Below are 22,117 nucleotides of genomic sequence, written 5' to 3' on the forward strand. Positions count from 1 at the left end.
CAAAGGCGTGACGCGCCTCATCCTGGTACCGCTGGCCATCATGGCCGTCCTGACGATCGGCGTCGGACTCCTCATCACCAAGGTCCTGCAGACGACGACCCTCGTGGCGAACGATCAGGGGGTCAACGAGCAGCTGGCCCAGGGCCGCACCGCCTACTGGAGTTCGATCACCGATGTGATGTCGGGCCTGTCCGACACCCCGGTGATCATCACTGCGACCGCGTTGCTCGTCATCGGCTTCCGGCTGGTCTTCAGGCGCTGGAACGAATCGATCTTCCTCGCGCTGGCGGTCTTCTCCCAGTCGGCGATCTTCCTGCTGGCCACCGTCTTCGCCCAGCGCAAGCGGCCCGCCGTCGAGCATCTCGACCCTGCCCCGCCCACCTCCAGCTTCCCCTCGGGCCACACCAGCGCCGCTGTCGCCTTCTACTGCGGCGTCGCCCTGGTGCTGACCGTCCACACCCACCGCTACAGGATCCTGAACGTGCTGTGGTGGCTGGTCGGCCTGGGCGTCCCCCTCGGCATCGGCTACTCGCGCATGTACCGCGGCATGCACCACCTGAGCGACGTGAGCTGGGGCTTCCTGCTCGGCCTGGTCTGCATCGCGGTGGCGGCCAACGCGCTGCTGTTCCGCCCGGTGGTACGGGAGAGGGAGAAGGCCCCGAGGCCATCGGGAGCCGCCCGGTCGTACCGGGAATCAGCCGGGGGGTGAGAGAGACATTCCCCACCCACGGGGTCGCTTCACATGAGACCGTTATGAAGCAGCGCCACCAAGTCTCACACCTGTCACTTGGGGTCGCTCAATGATCGCCCTGCGCTACGAAGTAAGATAGAAACCCCAATAGGGAGATTCACCTCTCTCCGGCGGGGCACGAACAGCCAGCCGGCCGGACAGAGAGACGTTCGACGGCTACCCTCAAGGAAGGAAGCCGGTCCATGGATCATCAATCCGTCGTCTGCGCCAAATGTACGGGCGTTCTCCTCGCCACCGACTCTCGCACCTACACGGCGCAGCGGGGTCGCCTGATCCTGACCAACGGCTACTGCGGCTGCCCTGCCACGCAGGCCCCTGCCGAGCAGGTCGCCGAGCAGCAGCCCCAGCCCGTCGCGGAACAGCCCGTGTACACCCCTCAGCAGAACGCGCAGCCCGCAGGCCAGAACTCGATGGTGGTCGCCTAGCGACATCCTCGGAGGGAGCGGTCGCGGCGTCGGGGGGCGTGCGCGACGGCTCGGCCACTCAGCGGCTCCGTGTTCAGCCGCTGAGTCCCCAGGCCAGCACCACCGACAGACCGCTCGTCGCGAGCAGGCCGACGAGCACGACTATCGCAATCACCCGACGGTTCATACCCGAAAGCCTAGCCAGGCCGTTCGGGTGCTCTCGTACGTCCGCGTGCGGTCATAACCGCCGCTACGTCGGCCAGGCGGTCGGGATGAACTGCTCGCGCTCCGCGCGGATGATGTGGATCACCGCGTTGATGAGTGCCAGGTGGGTGAACGCCTGGGGAAAGTTGCCGAGGTGGCGCCCGGTCACCGGATCGATCTCCTCGGCGTAGAGTCCGAGGGCGCTGGCGAAGGAGAGGACCCGCTCGCATAGCCTGCGGGCCCGGGTGTACTCCCCGATGTCGACCAGCGCCGAGACGAGCCAGAACGAGCAGATCGTGAAGGTGCCCTCCTCGCCCGACATGCCGTCGTCCGTGTGCTCCGTCCGGTAGCGCAGGACCAGGTCGTCGGCGGTCAGCTCGTCGGCGATGGCCAGAACGGTGGCGCGGACCCGGGGATCGCTGGGCGGCAGGAAGTGCACCAGCGAGACGAGCAGGAGTGACGCGTCGAGAGCGTCGGTGTCGTAGTGCTGCTTGAACACGCCTCGCTCGCTGACGCCGTTGGCGCACACGTCGACGTGGATCTCGTCGGCGATCGCCTGCCAGCGCGTGGCCAGCTCGAACTCCTCCCTGAGCAGGGCGAGCCGGGTGCCCCTGTCGATCGCCACCCAGCACATGATCTTCGAGGAGGTGAAGTGCCGCGGCTCTCCGCGCACCTCCCAGATGCCCCGGTCAGGCTCCTGCCAGTGTCTGATGGCCGACTCGACCTGCCGCTTCAGGACAGGCCAGATCCGCTCGTCCAGGCGGTCCCGCGACCGGGTGTGGATGTAGAAGGAGTCGAGGACGGCGCCCCAGACGTCGTTCTGGCGGTGCTGGTAGGCGTCGTTGCCGGTCCGGACGGGCCTGGCCCCCTCGTATCCGTGAAGATGGTCGAGGATGTGCTCCTTCAGCTCGCGCTCACCGTCGACGCCGTACATGACCTGGAGCTCCTCGTCCCGCTCCGCGACGTCGGCGATGAACCAGAAGAAGTCGTCTGCCTCCCAGTCGAAGCCCAGCGTGTAGAGGCCCCAGAGGGCGAGGGTCGAGTCCCTGATCCAGGAGTAGCGGTAGTCCCAGTTGCGGCTGCCCCCCGGGGTCTCGGGCAGGGAGGTGGTCGCCGCCGCGATGAGCGCGCCCGTCGGGGCGAAGGTCAGGCCCTTGAGGGTGAGGGCGCTGCGCTCCAGGTAGCTCCGCCAGTGGTGGTCGGGAAAGTTTCCCCTGGCGAGCCAGTGCTGCCAGTGGTGGGCGGTCCACACCAGCCGCTCGTAGGCCTCCGCGAAGGTGTACGGCGGCTCGTGCACCGTCCACGACAGCGCGCAGAAGCGCGTGTCCCCCTCCTTGAGGAGGGTGCGCGCCGTCGCCCGCCCGGCCTCGAACCCCAGCCGCAGGTCCGTGGTGAGTTTGAGCTCCAGACTCTGCCCCGCCGCCCTCGCGACACCCTGGTGGTAGCCCCTGTCGGTGTACGACCAGCGGGCGGGGATGCGGCCGTAGTCGAACATCGGCTCGCAGCCGAGCGTGACCTGTGCCTCCCCGCTGACGCAGCGCACCGTGCGGAGCAGCACGTGGGAGGCGTCGTAGTCGGTCGGCGCCCTCCGATGCGTGTGGGAGAGCTCCTCGTGGTGGTGCCAGGGTCCGACCAGGAGCAGGTCGCGCACGATGATCCAGCCGGTGGGCGTGCCCCAGCTCGTCTCCAGGATCATGGTGCCGGGCAGGTAGCGGCGCGCCGCGGGCACCCTCATGTCCGCGGGACCGAACCGGAAGCCTCCCGCGCCCCGGTCCAGGATGGCGGCGAAGACGCTGGGGGAGTCCATCCTGGGCAGGCAGAGCCACTCGACGTTCCCGCTCGGCGCGACCAGCGCGGTGACCTCGCAGTCGGACAGGAACGCGTACTCGGCGATGGGCGGGAAAGGGGAAGGGCCGTGCGGCGCGCTCATCGATGGATTCGCGGTCATAAGCCCTTTCCTCTCCCCGGCCGCCCTGCCGGGAACGGCTGTCACCTGCCGGACATATCCGCTCGTCACGCCCGTCGTTATGAGATTTCCGGCCCGCGGCGGGGAACCGGGCTGTCCGCTTCGCCAGGCCCCCGCCCGCCGGCCCCCCGGGTCAGGTGGTGGTCTCCACCATCTCCTGGAATTCCCCGGGAAGCTGTGCCAGAACATGGTGGAAAACCTCGCCGTCGATCAGCTCACGCAGCGTGGTCAGCACCGCTCGCACCCCGGCGGTGGCCTCCTTCGTGGTCAGGCCGGTGTGCTTGCCGACCCGGGTGACGAAGTCGCGCAGCCCGAAGTCCTCGATCCTGTCCCGTACGTGAAGCGAACCCCGCAGGGGTTCCGGCAGTGATGCCGCGAGACGCCGGGCCACCCCCGCGCTCAGCCGATCTCCCAGCGTCTCCACGGTCGCGCGGGCGAGGTCCGCCGCCTCCTCACGCGACAGGGCCGCGCGCTCCGCCACGGTGTGAACGAAGTCCCTGTATTCCATGTCGTCCCCCTCGACCGGCTAGCCTTCCCGGTCGGTGCGAGAATGAACGCCCAGGTCACGACCTGTGTCCACGTCTCGGGGAAGCCGTCTGCCTCGCCCCGGCGCGGTACCCCTGCGGGCTGACCCCGCGTACCCGCTTGAAGGCCGTGCTGAGCGCGAACGAACTGCCGTACCCGACCTGAGCGGCCACCGCGCCGACCGTGGCGTCGGTCTCGCGCAGCAGGTCGGCGGCCATGGCCAGCCGCCAGCCGGTGAGGAAGGCCATCGGGGACTCGCCGACCAGCTCGGTGAAGCGACGGGCCAGGGCCGCGCGGGAGACGCCGGCCCCGGCTGCCAGGGCGGCCACGGTCCAGGGGTGGGCGGGGTTGTTGTGCAGCATGCGCAGGGCCTTGCCCACCACGGGATCGCTGTGGGCGCGGTACCAGGCGGGGGCACCGGCCTCGGGACGGGAGAACCAGGCCCGCAGGACGGCGATGAGCAGCAGGTCGAGCAGCCGGTCCAGAACGGCCTCCTGACCCGGCTCGTCCTTGACGATCTCGTCGGCGAGCAGCGGGATGATGGGGCAGCTCCAGGCACCTTCCGGCAGGACCAGCAGCGTGGGCAGCGCCTCCAGCAGACGCCGGCTGATCTCCCCGCGCATCTGGTAGGCGCCGGTGAGGATCACCGCCGACCCGTCCGGGCTGTTGCCCCAGGTGCGGACGCCCAGGTCCATCGCCTGGGCCAGGTCCCGCCCGTCGAGGGTGGTGCAGTGCTGCCCGGGGTGGATCACCACCTGGGGAGGTGTGGCCGGGTCGTCGGCGACGGTGTAGGGATCGGGACCACGGATGATCGCGACGTCCCCGGGCCCCAGGCGCACCGCTTCGCCGCCGTCGGGGACCACCCACGCCTCGCCCCGCACCATGGCCGCCAGGGCGAGCGGCGCCCGATCCCGGATGCGGAGGGACCAGGGCGGGCTCAGGATCGAGCGGAGCAGGAACGCTCCCCGGGCCCTCGGCCCGTCCAGGAGGTCGGTGAGTGCGTCCACGGATTCACCCTAGACGCTGAAACATGGAATCGAGCTTCTCAGCCATGGACCGTCTCACCGTGACCCGGTTCACTGAGGGTATGAGGGAGCCCGGGGATTTCACCGGCTACCCGCGCGAGACCGCCGCCACCGGCGTCTGGGGCGGTCGGCGGGGCGCACGGGCGCCGTCCCGCTGGAATTTCGACGACGGTCATGGAGGATGTGATGTTGATGCTGTTCCGGGGTGTCGCATTGGTCGCGGCGACGATCACCGTGGGGCTCATGGCGGGCCTCTTCTACGCCTACACCTGCTCCGTCATGCCCGGCCTGGGCCGAACGGACGACCGGACCTTCGTCGGCGCCATGCGGCGGATCAACGTGGCGATCCTCAACGGCTGGTTCGCCGTCTGCTTCGGCGGTGCGCTGGTGCTGACCGTCCTGGCCGCGCTGCTCCACCTGCACCGGGAGGGACGCCCCGTGCTGCCCTGGATCGTGGCCGCGCTCGTCCTGTACGCGGTGGTGCTCGTCATCACCATGCGGGTCAACGTGCCGCTCAACAACGCGCTCGACGCGGCCGGGGAGCCCGACGGCGTCGCCGACCTCGCGGCGGTGCGCGAGCGGTTCGAGGCGGTGTGGGTTCGCTGGAACCTCGCCCGCACCGTGGCGTGCGTCGCCGCCTTCGGCTGCCTCACCTGGGCCCTCGTGCTGTACGGGCGCATCGGTCCGCCGGGCGGCTCGTGACACGGTCGGGCTACCCACCCTCCCGGATTCCCGTTACGGGCCCTGACGCCAGGCGGCGAGGGCCGCGTCAGCGGGCCAACATCAGCGCACCGCTCAAGCCCGCGGCGCCGCCGCCGATCACCACAACGTCCACGGTCTCACCGGGCAGTACGTCGCTCGCGTAGCGGGAAGTCCGCACAGACATGTCGCGCCCTTTCCTCGTGCGTGGCCCCGGCCGTTCCGGGCCTTCCGCAAACGACGTTGAACCCGCTTTGCGGGAGGGGCATAGAATATTGCGTATGACGCGAGAAAATGGAGAGCTGGACGGCCTCGTACGCAAACGCATTCGCGCCCTGCGGGTCGCGCAGGGCTGGTCCCTGGAAGAACTGGCCACCCGCGCCAACCTCAGCCAGTCCTCACTGAGCCGCATCGAGAACGGTCAGCGCCGCCTCGCCCTGGACCAGCTCGTCACTCTCGCCCGAGCCCTGGACACCACCCTCGACCAGCTCGTCGAGACCGCCACCGACGACGTCGTCACCAGCCCGATGATCGACGGCGCCCACGGCCTGATGCGCTGGCCGGTGAAGGCCGACCCCGGCATGAGCGTGGTACGCCAGCGCATGACCGAACCACCGCCCGACAATCCCGCCCGCATGCGCGCCCACCCCGGCCGGGAATGGCTGGTCGTACTCTCCGGCACCGCGCTCCTCATGCTGGGCCACCGGCGCTTCCGCCTCGAGACCAACCAGGCCGCCGAGTTCCCCACCATGATGCCGCACGCCATCGGCGCCGAAGGCGGGCCGTGTGAGGTTCTGGGCATCTTCGACCGCGATGCCCGCCGCGGACACCAGCGCGACACCCCTGACATCCGCGAATGACGACGACGCGCGCCCTCGGCACGGGTGCGTCTTGCGCGTCGGGCACCGCCACACGCTGACATCTTGCGCATTCCGGGAGCCGTCCTGCCGGGTAAGCAAACCCGGCTTACGGTGACGACATGACCCATGGACACCCGCACACCCGCCCCCACGGCGCGCAGCACGGTACGCAGCACGGCGCGCAGCACGGCCACCACCGGCAGGACGACGCCGACCAGGCGGAAATCCTCGACCTGGACGCGGAGATCCTCGCCGAGCACATCGCCGCCATCACCGCGTGGCTGCCCCTGAAAACCGGCCCGCGCCGGATCGTCGACCTGGGCTGCGGCACGGGAGCGGGCACCTTCGCCCTGCTGAACCGTTTCCCCGAGGCCCACGTCATCGCCGTCGACACCTCGCCCGGCCACCTCCAGCGCCTGCGGGAGAAGGCGCGCGCCCAAGCTCTGGACGACCGTGTGCGCACCGTGCGGGCCGACCTCGACGCCGCCGACTGGCCCGATCTCGGCACGCCGGACCTGGTGTGGGCCTCGGCCTCGATGCACCACATGGCCGACCCCGGCCGCGCCCTGCGCAACGTCCACGACATGCTCCCGTCCGGCGGCCTGTTCGCCGTCGTCGAGCTGGCCGGGCTCCCCCGCTTCCTGCCGGAAGGCGCCCCCGAGGACCGGCCCGGCCTGGAAGAGCGCTGCCACGCCTCGACCGACCACTTCCACGCCGAACACATGCCCTACCGCGGCGCCGACTGGGGACCGATGCTCACCGCCGCCGGGTTCACCCTCGACGACGAGCACACCGTCACCGTGAACATCGACGGTGCCCACAGCGATGCCATCGGCCACTACGCCCTGAACGCCCTTCGGCGCATCCGCGGCGCCGCCGCCGAAGCGCTCCCGGCCGAAGACCTCGCCGCGCTCGACCGGCTGCTCGACACGGACGGCCCGCACAGCGTCCTGCGCCGCGACGACCTCTCGGTACGCACCGAACGCACCGTCTGGGCCGCACGCCGCACCTGACCCTCGACGACCGCGTTCCGCGCCGTGGCCGCCGAGGTGCCGACACCCCTAGTGTGATCCGCCGCGCAGCAGCTCGACGATCGCGCCGATGTCGGCGCCCTCCCAGCCGCGCTCGGCCGCCTCCTCGTAACGCCGCTCGACCAGCCGGGCGATGGGCAGCTCAAGGCCGCTCGACTCGGCCAGTTCGGCGGCGAGCCGCACGTCCTTGGCGGCGAGCCTCGTCGTGAACCACCCCCGGTGGTCGCCGGCCAGGACGTCGTCGATCCGGTTGTGCAGGGCGGGCGCGACGGTGGGCCACTGGAAGAGGAAGTCGTGCAGCAGCATGTTGTCGAGGCCGGCTGCCTGGCTCGTGGCCGTCACCTCGGCGAGCACCGCGATCCCGGACATGAGCAGGTAGTTGTTCAGCAGCTTGAAGGCGAGCGCGGCGCCGGGGTCGGCGCCGCAGTAGGAGTAGGAGGCGAAGGCCTCCGTCCACACCGGCTTCAGCGCGTCGACGAGGTCGCGCTCGCCGCCCACCAGGACCGTGGCCTTCCCTTCGGCGACGGCCGAGGGACCGCCGAGCACGGGGGCCGCCACGAATCGGCCTCCCGGCACCAGGTCTCGTATCTCGCGGGCCGTGGCCGGGGCGACGGTGCTCAGGTCGGCCACGACCGGCCTGGTCGACTCGATCGGACCGGCCTGGACGAGCTGGGCCATCACCTCGCGGACCGCCCGGCCGTCGGCGAGTGACAGCAGCACCGCCTCGGCCGCCCGCGCCGCCTGGCCGAGCGAGGCCGCCTCGACGGCGCCGAGGCTGACCGGCTCGTCCGCTCTGCCCGGCGTGCGGTTCCACACCGTGACCTGGAAACCGAGCCCCAGCAGCCGCCGGGCCAGCGCCCGCCCCATCATGCCCATCCCGAGCACGGCAACGCGCATAGGTCATCCCCCCTCCACGTCATTATGCTCACCGGGGTTCCGGCGGCCGTGCCGCCACGCGGACCGCCGGCCACTCCACCGGCGGTGGCCTCAGAACGGGTAGACGTGGGTCTCGGTGGCCTTGACCGACGCCCAGATCCGCTGCCCGGGGGTGAGGTCGAGGTCGGCGACGGCGGCGGGGGTGATGTCGGCCGCGGCGGCGATCGGCCCGGCCAGGTGGATGCGGACGCTGTCGCCGTGCCGTTCGATGCCCTCGATCGTGGCCTGCCAGAGGTTGCGCGGGCTGCCGTCGGGGCGGGTCCGGTACAGCGCGACCGCGCTGGGCGGGAAGGCGACGAACGCGGGGCCCTCCAGATGCTCGGCGACGCTGAAGAGCACCTCTCCGACGGAGACCTGCTGTCCGGCGGCGGTGCCCCGGTAGAGGTTGAGGCCGACCAGGCGGGCGACGTAGTCGGTGCGTGGGCGCCGGGCGACCTCGGCGGGGGTGCCGTGCTGCACGACGGCGCCGTTCTCGATGACGACCAGGCGGTCGGCGAGCACCATGGCGTCCAGCGGATCGTGGGTGACCAGGACCGTCGCGCCGCCGAAGTCGGCCAGGTGGCGGCGGAGCTGGGAGCGGATCTCCAGGCGGGTGTGGGCGTCCAGGGCCGCCAGCGGCTCGTCCATCAGCAGCAGGCGAGGCTGCACGGCCAGGGCGCGGGCCAGTGCGACGCGCTGGGCCTGACCGCCGGAGAGCTGCCGGGGTCTCATCGTGGCGTGCCCGGCCAGTCCGACGCGCTCCAGCCAGGCCGCGGCACCGCGCCGCGCCTCCGTCCTGGAGGCGCCACGGCAGCGGGGCCCGAAGGCGACGTTGTCCAGCGCGGACAGGTGCGGGAAGAGCAGGTAGTCCTGGAAGACCACGCCGATCGGGCGTCGTTCGGCCGCCATGGTGTGCAGCGCCTCGCCGTCCAGGCTGATCCGCCCGCCGGACAGGGCGGTGAGCCCGGCCAGCGCGCGCAGCGCCGTGGTCTTGCCCGCGCCGTTGGGGCCGAGCAGGGCGACGACCTGTCCCGCGGCGACCTCCAGCTCGATGTCCAGGTGGAAGTGTGGCCTGGTGACGACCAGATGCGCGCTCAGGGTCACGGGGCACTCACCCACCGCTCGCGCAGACCGGCCAGGATGATCACCGAGACGGCGAGCAGGACGAGGCTGAGCACGATCGCGGCCTCGGGTTCGGTCTCCAGGGCCAGATAGACGGCCAGCGGCATGGTCTGGGTCCGGCCGGGGAAGTTGCCGGCGAAGGTGATGGTGGCGCCGAACTCACCGAGCGCGCGGGCCCAGCACAGCACGGCTCCGGCGACGATTCCGGGGGCGATCAGGGGCAGGGTGACCCGGCGGAAGATGATCCAGCGGGACGCTCCCAGCGTCGCGGCGGCCTCCTCGAAGCGCAGGTCGGCCGCGCGCAGTGCGCCCTCGACGCTGATGACCAGGAACGGCATGGCGACGAACGCCTCGGCGACGACGACTCCCGCCGTGGTGAACGGCAGGGTGACGCCGAAGGTGGCGTCCAGCCACTGGCCGATCAGGCCGCGCCGCCCCAGCACGAGCAGCAGGGCGACGCCGCCGACCACCGGGGGCAGCACGAGGGGAACCGTGATCAGCGCCCGCACCAGGCGACGGCCGGGAAAGTCGACACGGGCCAGCAGCCAGGCCAGCGGCACGCCGAGCAGCAGGCATACCAGCGTGGCCAGGGTCGCGGTCACCAGCGACAGGCGCAGCGCCTCCAGCACGTGGGGCTCGCCCAGCCTCTCGACCAGCGTGGACCAGGGGGCGCGTACCAGCAGCCCGGCCAGAGGCAGTGTCAGGAAGACCATGCCGGCCATCGCGGGCAGCACCAGCACCCAGGGCAGGCGCCCCGCCACCCCACCGGAAGAGGCACCCGTCACGCCACGTGCCCTGCCGCTCACCTGGCTGTCAGCTCGCCGTACGGGCGTGGTCGGGGATCTCCACCACGACGTTGGTGGACTTGATCACGGCGACCGCCATCACCCCCACCTCCAGGCCCAGCTCGTCGGCGGCCTGGCGGCTCATCAGCGACACCACCCGGTAGGGACCCGCGGCGATCTCCACCTGGGCCATCACCGCGTCCTTGATCACCTCGGTCACGATCCCGCGGAAACGGTTCCGCGCCGAGGAGAGCCCGGAGCCGTTCTCCGACTCGATCTGGGCACGCGCGAACGCCGCCAGATCCGCGCCCGCCACCATCCGGTGACCGTGCTCGTCCCGCCGGGCCGCGAGCCGCCCGGCGTCCACCCAGCGGCGGACGGTGTCGGGGCTCACCCCCAGCAGCGCGGCGGCCTCACTGATCCGAAACGTCGTCACGCCAATCACCATACCTTTGCATATGCGGGCCTTTATCCCCATATCTCATGGCAGGCGCCCGCCCCGGGGCGGGCGCCCATGATCTAGCACCTCATCCTCGCCCTCCACGGAAGCCGGTCGAGCCCTCCCGCTCACCCGTCGTCGTGTTCGGCGACTCCCCGGCATGCTTCCGAGGGGCCGAAACGCTCGGCGGGAGCGGGTGGGCCGTTTCGGAGGCCCTCGTCAGTCACCGGTCAGAACGGTTCCGAGGCTCAGCGCGAGCCGGCGGGCGAGCCCGGTGTTGCGGCGGTGGCCGAGCCGCTGGACGGCCGTTTCCAGAGCCTTGCGCTCACCGACGACCACCACCCAGGACCGCGCCCGGGTGATCAGGGTGTAGAGCAGCTTGCGGCGGAGCATGACACCGCCGGACTCGGTGACCAGCGGCGCGACCACGAAGGGATATTCGCTGCCCTGGGAGCGGTGGACGCTGATGGCGTACGTGTGGGTCAGCTCGTCGAGCTCGCCGAAGCCGTACTTCACGATCTGCCCGTCGTCGGTGCGGATCTCGACGAGCCGCTCCTCGGGGGTGATGGCGGTGACCGTGCCGGTGTCCCCGTTGAAGACACCCTTGTCGTAGTTGTTGCGGATCGGCATGACCCGGTCGCCGACCCGGAAGACCGAGGCGCCCGACCAGTGCTCCGCGACCCCCTCGCGAGCCGGGTTGAGCCGCTCCTGGATCATCCGGCCGATCTCGGCGGTCCCGGTCAGGCCCCTGCGCATCGGGCACAGCACCTGGACCTGGTCCGGACTCACCCCCTGCTTGCGCGGGATCGCCACCGTCGCCAGGTGCATCACCCGCTCGGCGACCTGCTCGGGATCGTCGACCTCCTCGAACCAGAAGCCCCCGCCACCGGGGGTCGGAGGCACCTCTCCGGCCCGGATCCGGTGAGCGGCCCTGATGATCCCGCTCCCCTCGGCCTGGCGGAAGACACGGGTCAGTCGGATCCGCGCGATCTCCTCGACGCGCAGCAGGTCGGCCAGCACGCTGCCGGGGGCGATGCTGGGTAGCTGATCACTGTCGCCCACGATCAGCAGGTGGCTGCCCACCGGGATGACCGCGGTGAGCCGGGTGGCCAGGTGCAGGTCCAGCATGGAGGCCTCGTCGACCACGATCAGGTCGGCCTGCGCGGGCGTCTGCTCGAACAGCGCGCCGCTGTCGGGGTCCGGCTGGTGGGCCAGCATCCGGTGCACGGTCATCGCGGGCATGCCGGTGAGCTCCGACAGGCGCTTGGCCGCCTTGCCGGTCGGCGCGGTAAGGGTCACCGAGCCGCCCATCGCCTTCGCGGTCGCCGCGATGGTCCTGACGGTATGGCTCTTCCCGCAGCCCGGACCGCCGGTGATGATGGACACGGTGCTGGTCAGCGCCATGTTCACCGCCGCCCGCTGATCCTCGTCCAGCCCGGGATCCTCCTGGAAGGCGCGCATGGGCAGCGTCGAAGTGGCCTGGATGAGCCTGGTCAGCTGGGCGGTCAGGGTGAGTTCGCGGCTGTGCGTCTCCTTCAGGTACACCACGGCCTGCCCCCGGTCGTCGGGCGACACCTCGACGACCACCCTGCGGTCGGCGACGAGGGCGTCGACCGCCCGGCGGACGAGGTCGTGGTCCTGCTCGACCAGTTCGGCGGACTGGGTGACCAGCGCGACCAGCCGTACGTAGCAGTGCCCGTCGCGGCCGGCCGCCGTCTCCAGCCTGTCCAGGATCGCCGCCTTGATCCGCTGCGGGCTGCTCTCGGAGACCCCGGAGCGCAGGGCGATCCTGTCGGCCGTGGCGAACGCGATGCCCCTGACCTTGCCGATGAGCCGGTACGGGTCACAGGTGAGGACGTCGCCCGACTCGGCGCCGAACACCTGGTAGATCCTGGCCGCGAGCAGCGGGCTGATCCCGAACCCCTGCAGGGTCACCATCAGCTCGGCGATCGCCTTCTGCTCATGCCACGCGTCGGCGATCTGGGCCTGCCGCGCGGGGCCGATGTTGACGACCTCGGTGAGCCGTTCGGGCTCGGTGTCGATCACGGTCAGCGTCGTCTCGCCGAAGTGGCTGACGATGGCGTGGGCGAGTCGCGGCCCGATACCCCGGATCAGACCGGAGCCCAGATAGATCCGGATGGCCCTGACCGTGGCCGGGACCAGCCGCTCGCAGGCCGTGACCTCGAAACGCCTGCCGTGACGCGGATGCTCGCCCCAGCCGCCGATGAGCCGGAGCGTCTCCCCCGGCTGGACCCCGCCCAGCGCCCGGCCGGAGGCGACGAAGCCGGGCATGCCCTCGGCGCTCATCCGCGCGATCGTGTACTCGTCCTCCCGGACGTACACCAACTGCTCGACAGACGCCTCCACGACAGAGAGCCAACCCTCCTCTTCGCCCTTAGCGCATCAGACTAGGTGACCCGGTATCCCCGCAAGGCGTCATGCCCCGGACATCGCGCGCTCGGCGGGGCGGGTCAGGGGCACTGTGCTTTGCCGCTCTGAGGGCTCCTGCCTGAAAAACGCGGGCATGCCGCGTCACGTACCCGCACGGGGTGCTTCCTCACCCCCGTGCGGTACGTCTTCGACGGCACGGTGGCCCCGGACCAGGGCTACCGTGCCCGCTCAGAAGTGGCCGATGCCGGCCGAGGTGGAGGTCAGCGCCCAGCGGTGCGGCAGGGCCGTCTCCACCTCCCGCATCTGCGCCTTCAACCCTTCGATCGTCCGGTCACACAGGAGCACCGGCTCGGGGGTCGTCCAGGTGGCGATGGCGTGGAAGAGGCGGCTGCCGGTGTCGTACAGGACGGCCCAGCCGGGCCAGGTGATCTCCAGCATGGCGGCCTCGGCACGGGCCTCGTGGTCCCAGGTGTAGTGCGGGACCGGGACGGCGGCGTGGCCGTCGCGGTGGCGTCCGCGAGGGCGAACGGGTCGTCGCCGGATCACGAGATCACCTGCCTGGCCTGCTCCTGCGCCTGCTGGGCGATGGCCTCCTGCCGGTCGGTCTCGGCCCGCAGCGCCTCCAGACTGTCGGCGTCGACCGTGCGCTCGGCTCCGGCGTGGAACGCGGCCGGGGAGAAGGGCTTCTCCCGACTGGCCCACAGCCGTCCGGCATCGCTGAGGATCAGCCGCCAGCCGGGAATGGTGGTGGATTCCGGGGTGGCGGACCTACCATCGTCCATTGATTGGATCTCCATCCGATCAAGGGCCCGTCTGTTCGTTGGTAGCGGAGGACGGGCCCGCTTCATGTGGTGGGGAAAGGCGTGGAGGGGTGTGCCGTACGGGCCAGGTGGCCGGTACGGAGACGGGGTGATCGCTACACGGTGCAGGACACAGACGGCCGGTCGCCGGGGACGGGGCGCAAGGCGACGTACGGTGCCGAACCGGGACGCTCTGAGGTGGACGCGCGCAGGGCGAAGGCGGCAGGGCTCCTGTCTGAGCGACGGCGCCGATACGGCGGGCACGACAACCGTGGCCTGCTCGGAACAACGCTGGACGGGTACCGGCGGAACCACCTTGGCCGGGGCCACTGAAGCGGGCGACTCGAAGCAGGGCAGGGAGCGGTCCCCGGTACGGCGGGCCTCCAAGCGCGTAGCCATCAGACCTTCGGAGGGCTGTGCGTACTCGTGATCGGCGGGCTGGCCGGGGCAGCCGTGCGCGTAGGGGGCGTGTCCGCAGGCGGCACACCCCATCGGCATCGGCGGCGCGTCCAGAAAGCAGCCGCAGCCACTCGCCGTGGCCCGGTCGAGAACCGGAGCACTAGGGTTGTTCACGGATCAGGACTCACTTCCTGCTCAAGGGCCCGTTGTCGGTGGGCAATACCGATGGCGGGCCCGATTTCTGTTGATAACTTTGCTGGCCTACTTGCCTGTTGGCCAGCAGGCGAACTGGGGTGCAGGCCTAGTGGCATGGTGTGATGCCCATCGACCCTGATTCCTATGAACCCCTGTACCGTCAGGTCGCCGGCGATCTACGCCAGCGGATCACCAGCGGTGCCCTGCCCCCTGGCCAGAGGCTTCGGTCGGAGCCTGATCTGGCACATGAGTACGGCGTGGGAGTTGACGCGCTGCGTGATGCTCTCGCGGTGCTCCGAAGTGAAGGCCTCATCCGGACAGTGAGCCGCGAGGGTTCCTACATCCGTGAGCAGACAGAGCCGACCGTGGTCCCCGTCGAGGGTCCGGCGCGAATCCGGGTGCGCCTCCCGACTCTGGCCGAGCGGAAACGTCTGCGACTGGCAGAGGGAGTGCCTGTCCTGGTCGTAGACGACGGAGAGACGCATGTCCTGGCAGCATATGAGACAGAGATCGAGATCTCATGACGTGCCACGTGCAACCCCCCTTTCAGGGTTGCGCCCTCTGGGCCTCCTATGATGGCGCGGGAATCCCACGAAGACAATCACATTTAATAAATGACCGATAAGTCCATGCGCCGGGAAGATCAATGCGGAAAACTATCCGCATGAAGCACTCCACCGTTCGGCTGCGCCGCCTGTCACGCGAGCTACGCATATTGCGCGCGACCACAGGAATGACGACAGAAGCCGCCGCCGAACAGCTCGGCTGGTCGCGGAGCAAGCTAAATCGGTTCGAAACAGGAAAAGGCGCACCAACACCTGCCGATGTGACAGCGATCTGCCACCTGTACTGCGCGGAAGCGGCAACCACCGAAGCCATGGTGCAACTCACCCGCGAAGTCGCCCGACGCGGCTGGTGGACGGCTTACTCCGATGTGTTCACCGGGTCGTACGTCGAGTTCGAAGCAGCAGCCAAGACGATCTGCCACTGGGCACCACTGGTAATCCCCGGCCTGCTCCAGACCGAGAACTACGCCCGAGAGATCATCAGAGCAGGTCACCCGGATCGGCCTGACATCGAACTGACGCGCCGCGTCGATGCCCGCATGCAGCGCAAGACCACCTTGCTCGGCACCCATGCCCCGATGTTGCACGTCCTCATCGGCGAAGGTGTCCTCCACTACCCGGTGGGCTCAGCCAACGTCATGGCCCATCAGCTTGGCGAAATCCTGCACGCTATGGACCAGCCGAACATCACCATCCAGCTCCTCCCATTGAAGGCCGGCGTTCATGGCGGCACGGAGGGAGCCTTCTCGGTGCTGTCCTTCGGCGACGACGATCCAGATCTGGGCTATGCCGAATGCCCAGCGGGCGAGGTATACGTTGAGGACAGCGAGCAGATCCGGCGACTTGTGCTGACATTCAAGCGTCTTACCGACGCGTGCCTGTCCCCCGAAGAGTCCGCGGCGTTCATCGCCGCGACGAGGAGCAAACATGATCTCCCCTGACCTGTCCAGCGCCACATTCCGCAAGTCCACCCTCAGTGGACCCAACAATGATTGCGTCGAGGTGGCGACCAACCTTCCCGGCATCATCGCCGTACGCGACAGCAAGAACCCCTCCAGCCCCATGCTGACCTTCACCCCGGCCGCCTGGAGCAACTTCCTGACCGGCATCCGCAACGGAGAGATCTGACCGGACACCGAGCGCCACATGATCGGCGCCATCCGGTCGTGCGGCAACACGAGCCCTCATCGAGCACCTAGTGCGGTGTCCACGTACGTTCGCCGGGTTCGACAGCACACCGTCTCAGAGATGACTTCGGCCAGGGCCGTCCCGGACGCCCGGAAAAGGTTCGTGGTCACCGCACCAGACGATCGCTGTGACTTGTATCCAAGCTGCCCGAGCTGACTTCTCGATCGGGCGGGTCAAAGACCTAAACCGTAAAAAACAGACACCTTGCCCCCTCCTGCCACTCCGGGCAGGCTGTTCACCTTGTCCACGATCGATGGGACGAGTGCCTGGTCGTCAAGTTTGACATAGTAGCTCTCGTAGTACTCATCCAACGGCTTGGGCTTGGCATCGTCGTCCTTGCCCTGAGGATCAGGATTCACCGCGCGCGACAACAGGGTGTCGAACTTCTTGGACATCCACATGTTATGCGCCTGATCCGCGAAATAGATGCGCTTGACGCCCTTCATTCTCTTCAGTAGATCCTCGATCGCCTTTCTCTCGCCGGCCGTCGCCCTGGCTCGCTCCTCGCAATATCCCGGTCTTCTGCTGTTGTCACACAGGATGACGGCTATATCGGCCTTACCCTCCCAGAAAGGGGTGGGTATGACACGGGCAATGTGGATACCGGGCAGTGCCTTGATCGCCGAGTCGAAGGCAGGTGCGTCACTCCACCGATGTAGTCTTCCGGTGAATGCCTCTGGCACATCGTTTTCTTCTATGACCCCCGTCAGACCGGGAGCGTCCGCCAGCATCTTGGCCAGCGCCTCTTGTTTACTCTTATAGTGGAGATCTAAAATCTGCGGCATCTGCCGTAGTCTCTGCTCGATCGCGCGTCTCTGTACCGGAGTCGTTTCCTTGCCTCCGCAGGCGTCCGAAATGCCGCCCTTGATGCACAGATGAATGAAGAACTGGCCACCTTCCGGCCAAGGACTGACCGGGGCCGCGAGGATTTTCGGGAACCGGTCTGCCTCGGCAGCCGAGGTGCCGAGCAGGAGAGCTGTCATCGCTACAAAAACGAGAAGTACGCGGAACACAGGGGCAACTATGTCAGAAAATCCTAATACACCCATGCAAAACTCTAAAAGGTCAACACCAGCCCCACCGTCCGTAGAAGAGTTCACATCCATGTCGTAGTCATCGCCGTGCTTCTCTCCCGCCGCGCCCAGGAACCCCACCGAGAGCTCAACGTCCTTTGCGTCGACGGACTTGGTGAAGCAGTACACCCCTTCGCCGTCATCTTCCGGAGAGGGCGTCCCCCCATCCTTGAACGCGATGTCTCGGTAGAAGGACAGCACGTCGGCTCGCAGACCCGAGGAGCGACAGGTCTGCCAGACGGTCGTTATCCGGTCGTCGTTTTCACAAGAGCTGCGGCATTCCTCCCGTGGGGGGAAGCTCAGCGACGAGCAGGCGCGTGGACGTCACCGGTAACACCAGCGCCGACGGCACCCGCCTCCAGCTGTGGGACTGCGCCGGCGGCGCGAACCAGAAGTGGACGATCTCCTGACCTGAGTGTCGCGGACCTGCCCCGTCCAGCCGACGGGGCAGGTCCGCGGCCTTTTGTTGCCGGCTCGCCGGTACGGTGCCCCGCCACCGCATTCCTGGACGGTCTGACGATTCCGCGGAGTTCACCAAGAACCTAGAATCACCATTGTCGTCAGGCACAACGGCGGCAGCCCCGAGTCGTCAGGATCCCCACGATGCTGAAAGCCGGTCCGTCCCAGGAGGAGATCCGCCGGCACAATCTGGGCACCCTGCTCCGGCATGTCCACCTGGGCGGCCCGATCTCCCGCACGGTGCTGGCCGACCGGATGGGCCTGAACCGCAGCACGATCATGGCACTGACCGCGGAGCTCACCTCGGCGGGCCTGGTCCGCGAGGAACTTCCCACCGACACCCGCCGGGCGGGCCGGCCGTCGCTGGTGGTCCGGCCGGAGTCCGACCGGGTGTACGTGCTGGCGTTCGACGTCGCCGTGGACCGGCTGGTCGCCGCCAGGGTCGGGCTGGGCGGAAAGATCCTGGACCGCAGGGAGGCGGTCCGGACCCGCGCCGGGGCCGACCTCGACGACGTGGTCGAGGTGCTCGCCGGGCTGGCCCGCCGGATACACCGCGAGGCGGCTCCGGACTCGGTCTGCGTCGGAGTCGGCGCGGCCTACTGCGGCATGATCCGGCCCGGCGACGGGATGGTGCGTTTCGGGCCGAACATGGGCTGGGTGGATCAGGCCTTCGGTGCCGAACTCGGCCTCAGGCTGGGGCTCGGACTGCCGGTCTCGGTGGGCAACGAGGCCCACCTGGGCGCGCTGGCCGAGCACGAACGCGGGGTGGGCATCGGCTTCGCGAACCTGGTCTACCTGCACGGGGATGTCGGCGTGGGCGGCGGGATCATCGTCGGCGGCAAGCTGCTGGACGGCGACGGCGGGTACGGCTGCGAGCTCGGACACATGATCGTGAACCCGTACAACGGGCGGCCCTGCGGATGCGGCTCGCGGGGCTGCCTTGAGGCGGAGGTCGGCGAGCAGGCCCTGCTCGACGCCGCCGGCCGGGCCTCCGAGCTGGTCGGCCACGACGGCATACGGGCCGTGGTGGACGCCGCCGACCACGGCGACCTCGCGGCCCAGAACGCGCTGGACCGGATCGGCGACTGGCTCGGCATCGGGGTGGCGAACCTGATCAACCTCTTCAACCCCGGATTGGTGATCTTCGGCGGAATGCTGCGTGACATCTACCGGGGCTCGGCGGCCCAGGTCCATCGCCGGGTGGCGGCCAACGGGCTGCTGATCTCCCGGGAGAAGGTACAGCTCCGCACCTCGGCTCTCGGGAACGACGTCACCCTGATCGGCGCGGCCGAACTCGCCTTCTCCGAGATACTGGCCAGCCCCCTGGAAGTGCTCGCCCGTACGACGTCATGACCAGGCGTTCTCCCTGACCGTCACCGATCGAGCCGCTGCCCGCGACCTCCCGGGGAACCGGTCGGCCCCATTTTGTAACAGACCCTTAACCACCATATGGCCCATGTCCCGATTGACTTGGCAGTCGGCGACCCACCACCGCACCTGAGCACCCGCAGACACCCCCACCCGATCCGGGTCGAGGCTCACCCGCCCGCTCCGGCCGTGCTTCGAGGACCTCTCTCACCCCCGACATTCCACACATGTGCGGAAATGCCGTGGGCACAACTGGTTGACAACCATACATTCATGACCAAGACTAACTGAAAGTTTGCAATCAACGGTCGATGGCCGGTTATCCAAGAGCGCTCCCGAAAGAACAGAGCGGGAAGCAGCATGCGTTTCTGATGCCAATTCGTCCGTGGTTAGAAAGGTTCTTTTCAGCATGTCCTCAAGAGACTCGCAGTCCCCCATGGCCTGGAGCGCCAAGAAACGCTTTTTGACGCTCGCGTTGAGCGTCGGACTTCTGGGAAGTCTCAGCATTCCGGCGGCCACCACCACCTTCGCCGAGTCCACCGACATCGCAGCGACCGCCCAGTTGCTGGCAGCGCAGTCAACGACGCTGCCCAGCGGCCGGACCACCTACCGGACGATCACCGACTACAACGACGAGATGCTCGCGCTGAGCAATCAGCACCCCGACCTCGTCAAGCACATCACGCTGCCGCACAAGACCCGCCAGGGCCGCGATGTTCACGGCATCGAGGTGACCCGCGACGTCAACGCCTCCGACGGCAAGCCCGTTCTGTTCATGATGGGAATACACCACGGGAACGAATGGCCCTCGGGTGAGCACACCCTGGAATTCGCCTACGACCTGGTGAACAACTCCGGAAAGGATCCGAAGATCAAGCGCCTGCTCGACCAGGCGCGGGTCATCTTCGTCCCGGTCGTCAACGTGGACGGGTTCGTCATCAACCGGCGCACCAGCTGCGGCATCTCGCCGACGTGCGCCAGCAGCGGCGGAGTCGACCTCAACCGCAACTACCCCTTCGGCTGGGGCAGCAACGCGGGCTCCAACGTGACGAACCGCGGCCCGGCACCGGCCTCCGAGCCCGAGGTGCGGAACATCATGGACCTGACCACGGCCAACCAGGTCACCGTCCTGATCACGAACCACACCTCCGGTCACACCCTCCTCCGTCCGCCGCTGGAGAAGCGTGCGGGCGACACCCCGGACGAGGCCGTCTACGCCGCCCTGACCGACGCGATGGCGGCCAAGAACGGCTACACGGGCATGAAGTCGGGCTTCGACTACGAGACGACCGGCGAGACCCCGGATTGGTCGTACTACGCCACCCGCGGCCTCGGGTTCACGTACGAGATCATGAAGACCCAGTCGACCAACAACACCTACCCCGAGGTGATCGAGGACTACCTCGGCACCGGTCGCTACGAGGGCAAGTCGAACCGTGAGGCGTTCATGGTGGCCCTGGAGTACGCGGCGGACCCGGCGGGACATTCCGTGATCACCGGCAAGGCGCCGAAGGGCGCGGTGCTGACGATCACGAAGGACTTCGATCTGTGGACCGCGCCGATCCGGCAGTCCAGCACCGTCCTCGACCCGCCCCAGGCGGTCCCCACCCACCTGGAGTCCAGCCTGATCGCCCCGACCAACGGCAAGTTCACCTGGCACGTCAACCCGTCGGTGCGGCCGGTCCCGGCCTACACCGAGAACGGTGTCGTCGCCACCGGCCCGGGCAACTTCCTCCAGGAGAGCTGGACGCTCACCTGTGCCCGCCCGAACGGTGAGGTCCTTGAGACGGTGAAGGTCACCGTCGACAGGGGCGAGCAGGTCGATGTGCGGCTGCAGGAGTGCAAGACCCGCTTCAACGGCAACGGCCCGAAGCACTGAGCGTGCCCCGATAAGCCGGGCGGTCCCCTGTGGGGGGCCGCCCGGTACCGCTTTCGCCCACACTCTTGAAGTCATGCGGCCAAAACCCGATCACCTTGCCCGCCGGGCGGTGAGAATCATCGCTGGGTCCGTCACTCCACGGGGAAGGGAAGTTCAGGAATGGGGCACGCCAGGGAGACCGGCCAGCCGCTCGCCGTGCCGGACGCGTCGCGGATCGCCGCGAACCTGCGCGGGCTCTTCGACGATCACCGGCTCTCCCCCTCACAGCGCCGGATCGCGCGCTACCTGCTTGAACACGCGCAGGAGGCCGTCTTCTTCACCAGTGCCGACATCGCCGAGCGGGTGGGCGTCAGCCAGCCGTCGGTCACCCGCTTCGCCGCCGCGCTCGGATTCAGGGGGTTCCCTGAGTTCCGGGACGCGCTTCGCTCATCGGTGTTCGGCGGCGTACAGCCGGCGCCGCCCGCGGAGGACCTCAACGAGATCCAGGAACTGGTCAACTCCGAGATCCGCGACCTTGAGCGGCTGCGGGACAACCTCCGGGACCTGAGTCAGCTCCGCGAGGTGGCGGGTCGACTGGCCAGGTCGCGTCCTCTCCTCGTGATGGGACTGCGGATCTCCGCACCGCTGGCGCACCTGTTCGGCCATCTCGCGGAGAAGGTGCTCCCAGACGTACGGGTACTGGACATCGCGGGCTCGATCGCGGAGGACCGGCTGAGCCGGGCGGCGGAGTCCGGAGCCGAATGGGTGCTCGCCATCGGGCTGCCGCGCTACCCGCGCGAGCTGGAACAGGGGCTCACCTGGGCGCGTCGGGTCGGGCTGAAGATCGCCCTCATCACCGACCAGCCGGTGGGCCGGCTCACCGAGCTCGCGGACGAGGTCCTGCTCGCGCCGGTGAGCTCTGATTTCGCCTTCGACTCCCACGCCGGTCCCACGGTTCTGTGCACCGCGCTGCTCCACACCATGCTGGACACCCTGGCCACCGAAGGACAGACCCGGCTGGAGTCCTTCGACGACAGCGCGACGGAGCGCCAGATCTTCCTCCCCTACTGAAGGCACCTAACGGGGCCGCTCGT

The 22,117-nt window shown here is 68.9% G+C and carries 23 protein-coding genes; 12 read left to right on the forward strand and 11 right to left on the reverse strand.

Annotation, left to right across the window (positions count from 1 at the left end; all coding sequences use genetic code 11):
* Positions 1–7 precede the first annotated feature (7 nt).
* Together AB0J58_RS10175 and AB0J58_RS10180 are read left to right on the forward strand one after the other, a co-directional pair.
* Positions 8–709, forward strand: coding sequence for a phosphatase PAP2 family protein (locus AB0J58_RS10175; RefSeq protein ID WP_364212879.1), 702 nt, complete (start codon positions 8–10; stop codon positions 707–709).
* Positions 710–933: 224 nt separating this feature from the next.
* Complete coding sequence (locus AB0J58_RS10180; protein WP_343972678.1) at positions 934–1,176, forward strand: hypothetical protein; 243 nt, start codon at positions 934–936, stop codon at positions 1,174–1,176.
* A 229-nt stretch (positions 1,177–1,405) separates the two neighbouring features.
* On the opposite strand, the gene AB0J58_RS10185 is transcribed toward AB0J58_RS10180, so the two are convergent.
* From AB0J58_RS10185 to AB0J58_RS10195, 3 genes are all read right to left on the reverse strand, one after another.
* Positions 1,406–3,307: a glycoside hydrolase family 15 protein gene (locus AB0J58_RS10185; RefSeq protein WP_364212882.1), complete on the reverse strand. Its 1,902-nt coding sequence runs from the start codon at positions 3,305–3,307 to the stop codon at positions 1,406–1,408.
* Between the two features lie 151 nt (positions 3,308–3,458).
* The gene (locus AB0J58_RS10190; protein WP_364212885.1) at positions 3,459–3,833 is read right to left on the reverse strand and encodes a DUF2267 domain-containing protein; all 375 of its coding nucleotides are present in this window, start codon (positions 3,831–3,833) and stop codon (positions 3,459–3,461) included.
* 55 nt (positions 3,834–3,888) lie between these two features.
* Positions 3,889–4,857: an AraC family transcriptional regulator gene (locus AB0J58_RS10195; protein WP_364212888.1), complete on the reverse strand. Its 969-nt coding sequence runs from the start codon at positions 4,855–4,857 to the stop codon at positions 3,889–3,891.
* A gap of 204 nt (positions 4,858–5,061) precedes the next feature.
* Here AB0J58_RS10195 and AB0J58_RS10200 point away from each other — a divergent pair, with 204 nt between their 5' ends.
* From AB0J58_RS10200 to AB0J58_RS10210, 3 genes are all read left to right on the forward strand, one after another.
* Positions 5,062–5,577 carry an anthrone oxygenase family protein gene (locus tag AB0J58_RS10200; RefSeq protein WP_364212891.1) on the forward strand — a complete coding sequence of 172 codons (516 nt, stop codon included), beginning with the start codon at positions 5,062–5,064 and terminating at the stop codon, positions 5,575–5,577.
* A 278-nt stretch (positions 5,578–5,855) separates the two neighbouring features.
* A complete protein-coding gene (locus AB0J58_RS10205; RefSeq protein WP_364212894.1) occupies positions 5,856–6,434 on the forward strand; it encodes an XRE family transcriptional regulator in 579 nt (192 codons plus the stop codon).
* A 119-nt stretch (positions 6,435–6,553) separates the two neighbouring features.
* Positions 6,554–7,447, forward strand: coding sequence for an L-histidine N(alpha)-methyltransferase (locus tag AB0J58_RS10210; protein ID WP_364212897.1), 894 nt, complete (start codon positions 6,554–6,556; stop codon positions 7,445–7,447).
* A 48-nt stretch (positions 7,448–7,495) separates the two neighbouring features.
* On the opposite strand, the gene AB0J58_RS10215 is transcribed toward AB0J58_RS10210, so the two are convergent.
* The 7 genes from AB0J58_RS10215 to AB0J58_RS10245 form a co-directional block, all read right to left on the reverse strand.
* Positions 7,496–8,362: an NAD(P)-dependent oxidoreductase gene (locus tag AB0J58_RS10215; RefSeq protein ID WP_364212900.1), complete on the reverse strand. Its 867-nt coding sequence runs from the start codon at positions 8,360–8,362 to the stop codon at positions 7,496–7,498.
* Between the two features lie 90 nt (positions 8,363–8,452).
* Positions 8,453–9,484 carry an ABC transporter ATP-binding protein gene (locus tag AB0J58_RS10220; protein ID WP_364212903.1) on the reverse strand — a complete coding sequence of 344 codons (1,032 nt, stop codon included), beginning with the start codon at positions 9,482–9,484 and terminating at the stop codon, positions 8,453–8,455.
* Positions 9,481–10,224, reverse strand: coding sequence for a molybdate ABC transporter permease subunit (modB, locus tag AB0J58_RS10225; protein WP_343972853.1), 744 nt, complete (start codon positions 10,222–10,224; stop codon positions 9,481–9,483). Before modB ends, AB0J58_RS10220 begins: the two co-directional genes overlap by 4 nt.
* Positions 10,225–10,315: 91 nt before the next feature.
* A complete protein-coding gene (locus AB0J58_RS10230; protein ID WP_364212906.1) occupies positions 10,316–10,723 on the reverse strand; it encodes a TOBE domain-containing protein in 408 nt (135 codons plus the stop codon).
* A 222-nt stretch (positions 10,724–10,945) separates the two neighbouring features.
* Positions 10,946–13,093, reverse strand: coding sequence for an ATP-dependent RecD-like DNA helicase (locus AB0J58_RS10235; RefSeq protein ID WP_364212909.1), 2,148 nt, complete (start codon positions 13,091–13,093; stop codon positions 10,946–10,948).
* A 252-nt stretch (positions 13,094–13,345) separates the two neighbouring features.
* Positions 13,346–13,663 carry a hypothetical protein gene (locus AB0J58_RS10240; RefSeq protein ID WP_364212912.1) on the reverse strand — a complete coding sequence of 106 codons (318 nt, stop codon included), beginning with the start codon at positions 13,661–13,663 and terminating at the stop codon, positions 13,346–13,348.
* Positions 13,660–13,899, reverse strand: coding sequence for a hypothetical protein (locus AB0J58_RS10245; RefSeq protein WP_364154245.1), 240 nt, complete (start codon positions 13,897–13,899; stop codon positions 13,660–13,662). Before AB0J58_RS10245 ends, AB0J58_RS10240 begins: the two co-directional genes overlap by 4 nt.
* Positions 13,900–14,633: 734 nt before the next feature.
* Between AB0J58_RS10245 and AB0J58_RS10250 the strand changes: the two genes are divergently transcribed.
* From AB0J58_RS10250 to AB0J58_RS10260, 3 genes are all read left to right on the forward strand, one after another.
* Positions 14,634–15,035, forward strand: coding sequence for a winged helix-turn-helix domain-containing protein (locus AB0J58_RS10250; protein ID WP_364212915.1), 402 nt, complete (start codon positions 14,634–14,636; stop codon positions 15,033–15,035).
* Positions 15,036–15,175: 140 nt separating this feature from the next.
* On the forward strand, positions 15,176–16,018 hold the full coding sequence (locus AB0J58_RS10255) for a helix-turn-helix transcriptional regulator (protein ID WP_364212918.1): 843 nt from the start codon (positions 15,176–15,178) through the stop codon (positions 16,016–16,018).
* Complete coding sequence (locus tag AB0J58_RS10260; protein ID WP_364212921.1) at positions 16,005–16,205, forward strand: DUF397 domain-containing protein; 201 nt, start codon at positions 16,005–16,007, stop codon at positions 16,203–16,205. Before AB0J58_RS10255 ends, AB0J58_RS10260 begins: the two co-directional genes overlap by 14 nt.
* Positions 16,206–16,438: 233 nt before the next feature.
* Here AB0J58_RS10260 and AB0J58_RS10265 read toward each other — a convergent pair whose 3' ends face one another.
* Entirely contained in the window at positions 16,439–17,539 is a 1,101-nt protein-coding gene (locus AB0J58_RS10265) for a permease-like cell division protein FtsX (RefSeq protein ID WP_364212924.1), read from the reverse strand.
* 86 nt (positions 17,540–17,625) lie between these two features.
* Between AB0J58_RS10265 and AB0J58_RS10270 the strand changes: the two genes are divergently transcribed.
* The 4 genes from AB0J58_RS10270 (at position 17,626) to AB0J58_RS10285 (ending at position 22,094) form a co-directional block, all read left to right on the forward strand.
* A complete protein-coding gene (locus AB0J58_RS10270; RefSeq protein ID WP_364212927.1) occupies positions 17,626–17,748 on the forward strand; it encodes an RICIN domain-containing protein in 123 nt (40 codons plus the stop codon).
* Positions 17,749–17,941: 193 nt separating this feature from the next.
* On the forward strand, positions 17,942–19,150 hold the full coding sequence (locus AB0J58_RS10275) for an ROK family transcriptional regulator (RefSeq protein WP_364212930.1): 1,209 nt from the start codon (positions 17,942–17,944) through the stop codon (positions 19,148–19,150).
* A gap of 490 nt (positions 19,151–19,640) precedes the next feature.
* Entirely contained in the window at positions 19,641–21,044 is a 1,404-nt protein-coding gene (locus tag AB0J58_RS10280) for a M14 family zinc carboxypeptidase (RefSeq protein ID WP_364212933.1), read from the forward strand.
* A gap of 159 nt (positions 21,045–21,203) precedes the next feature.
* The gene (locus tag AB0J58_RS10285; RefSeq protein WP_364212937.1) at positions 21,204–22,094 is read left to right on the forward strand and encodes a MurR/RpiR family transcriptional regulator; all 891 of its coding nucleotides are present in this window, start codon (positions 21,204–21,206) and stop codon (positions 22,092–22,094) included.
* Positions 22,095–22,117: the final 23 nt, after the last annotated feature.

The organism is Streptosporangium sp. NPDC049644, assembly GCF_040675205.1.
Classification (GTDB): Bacteria; Actinomycetota; Actinomycetes; order Streptosporangiales; family Streptosporangiaceae; genus Streptosporangium; species Streptosporangium fukuiense.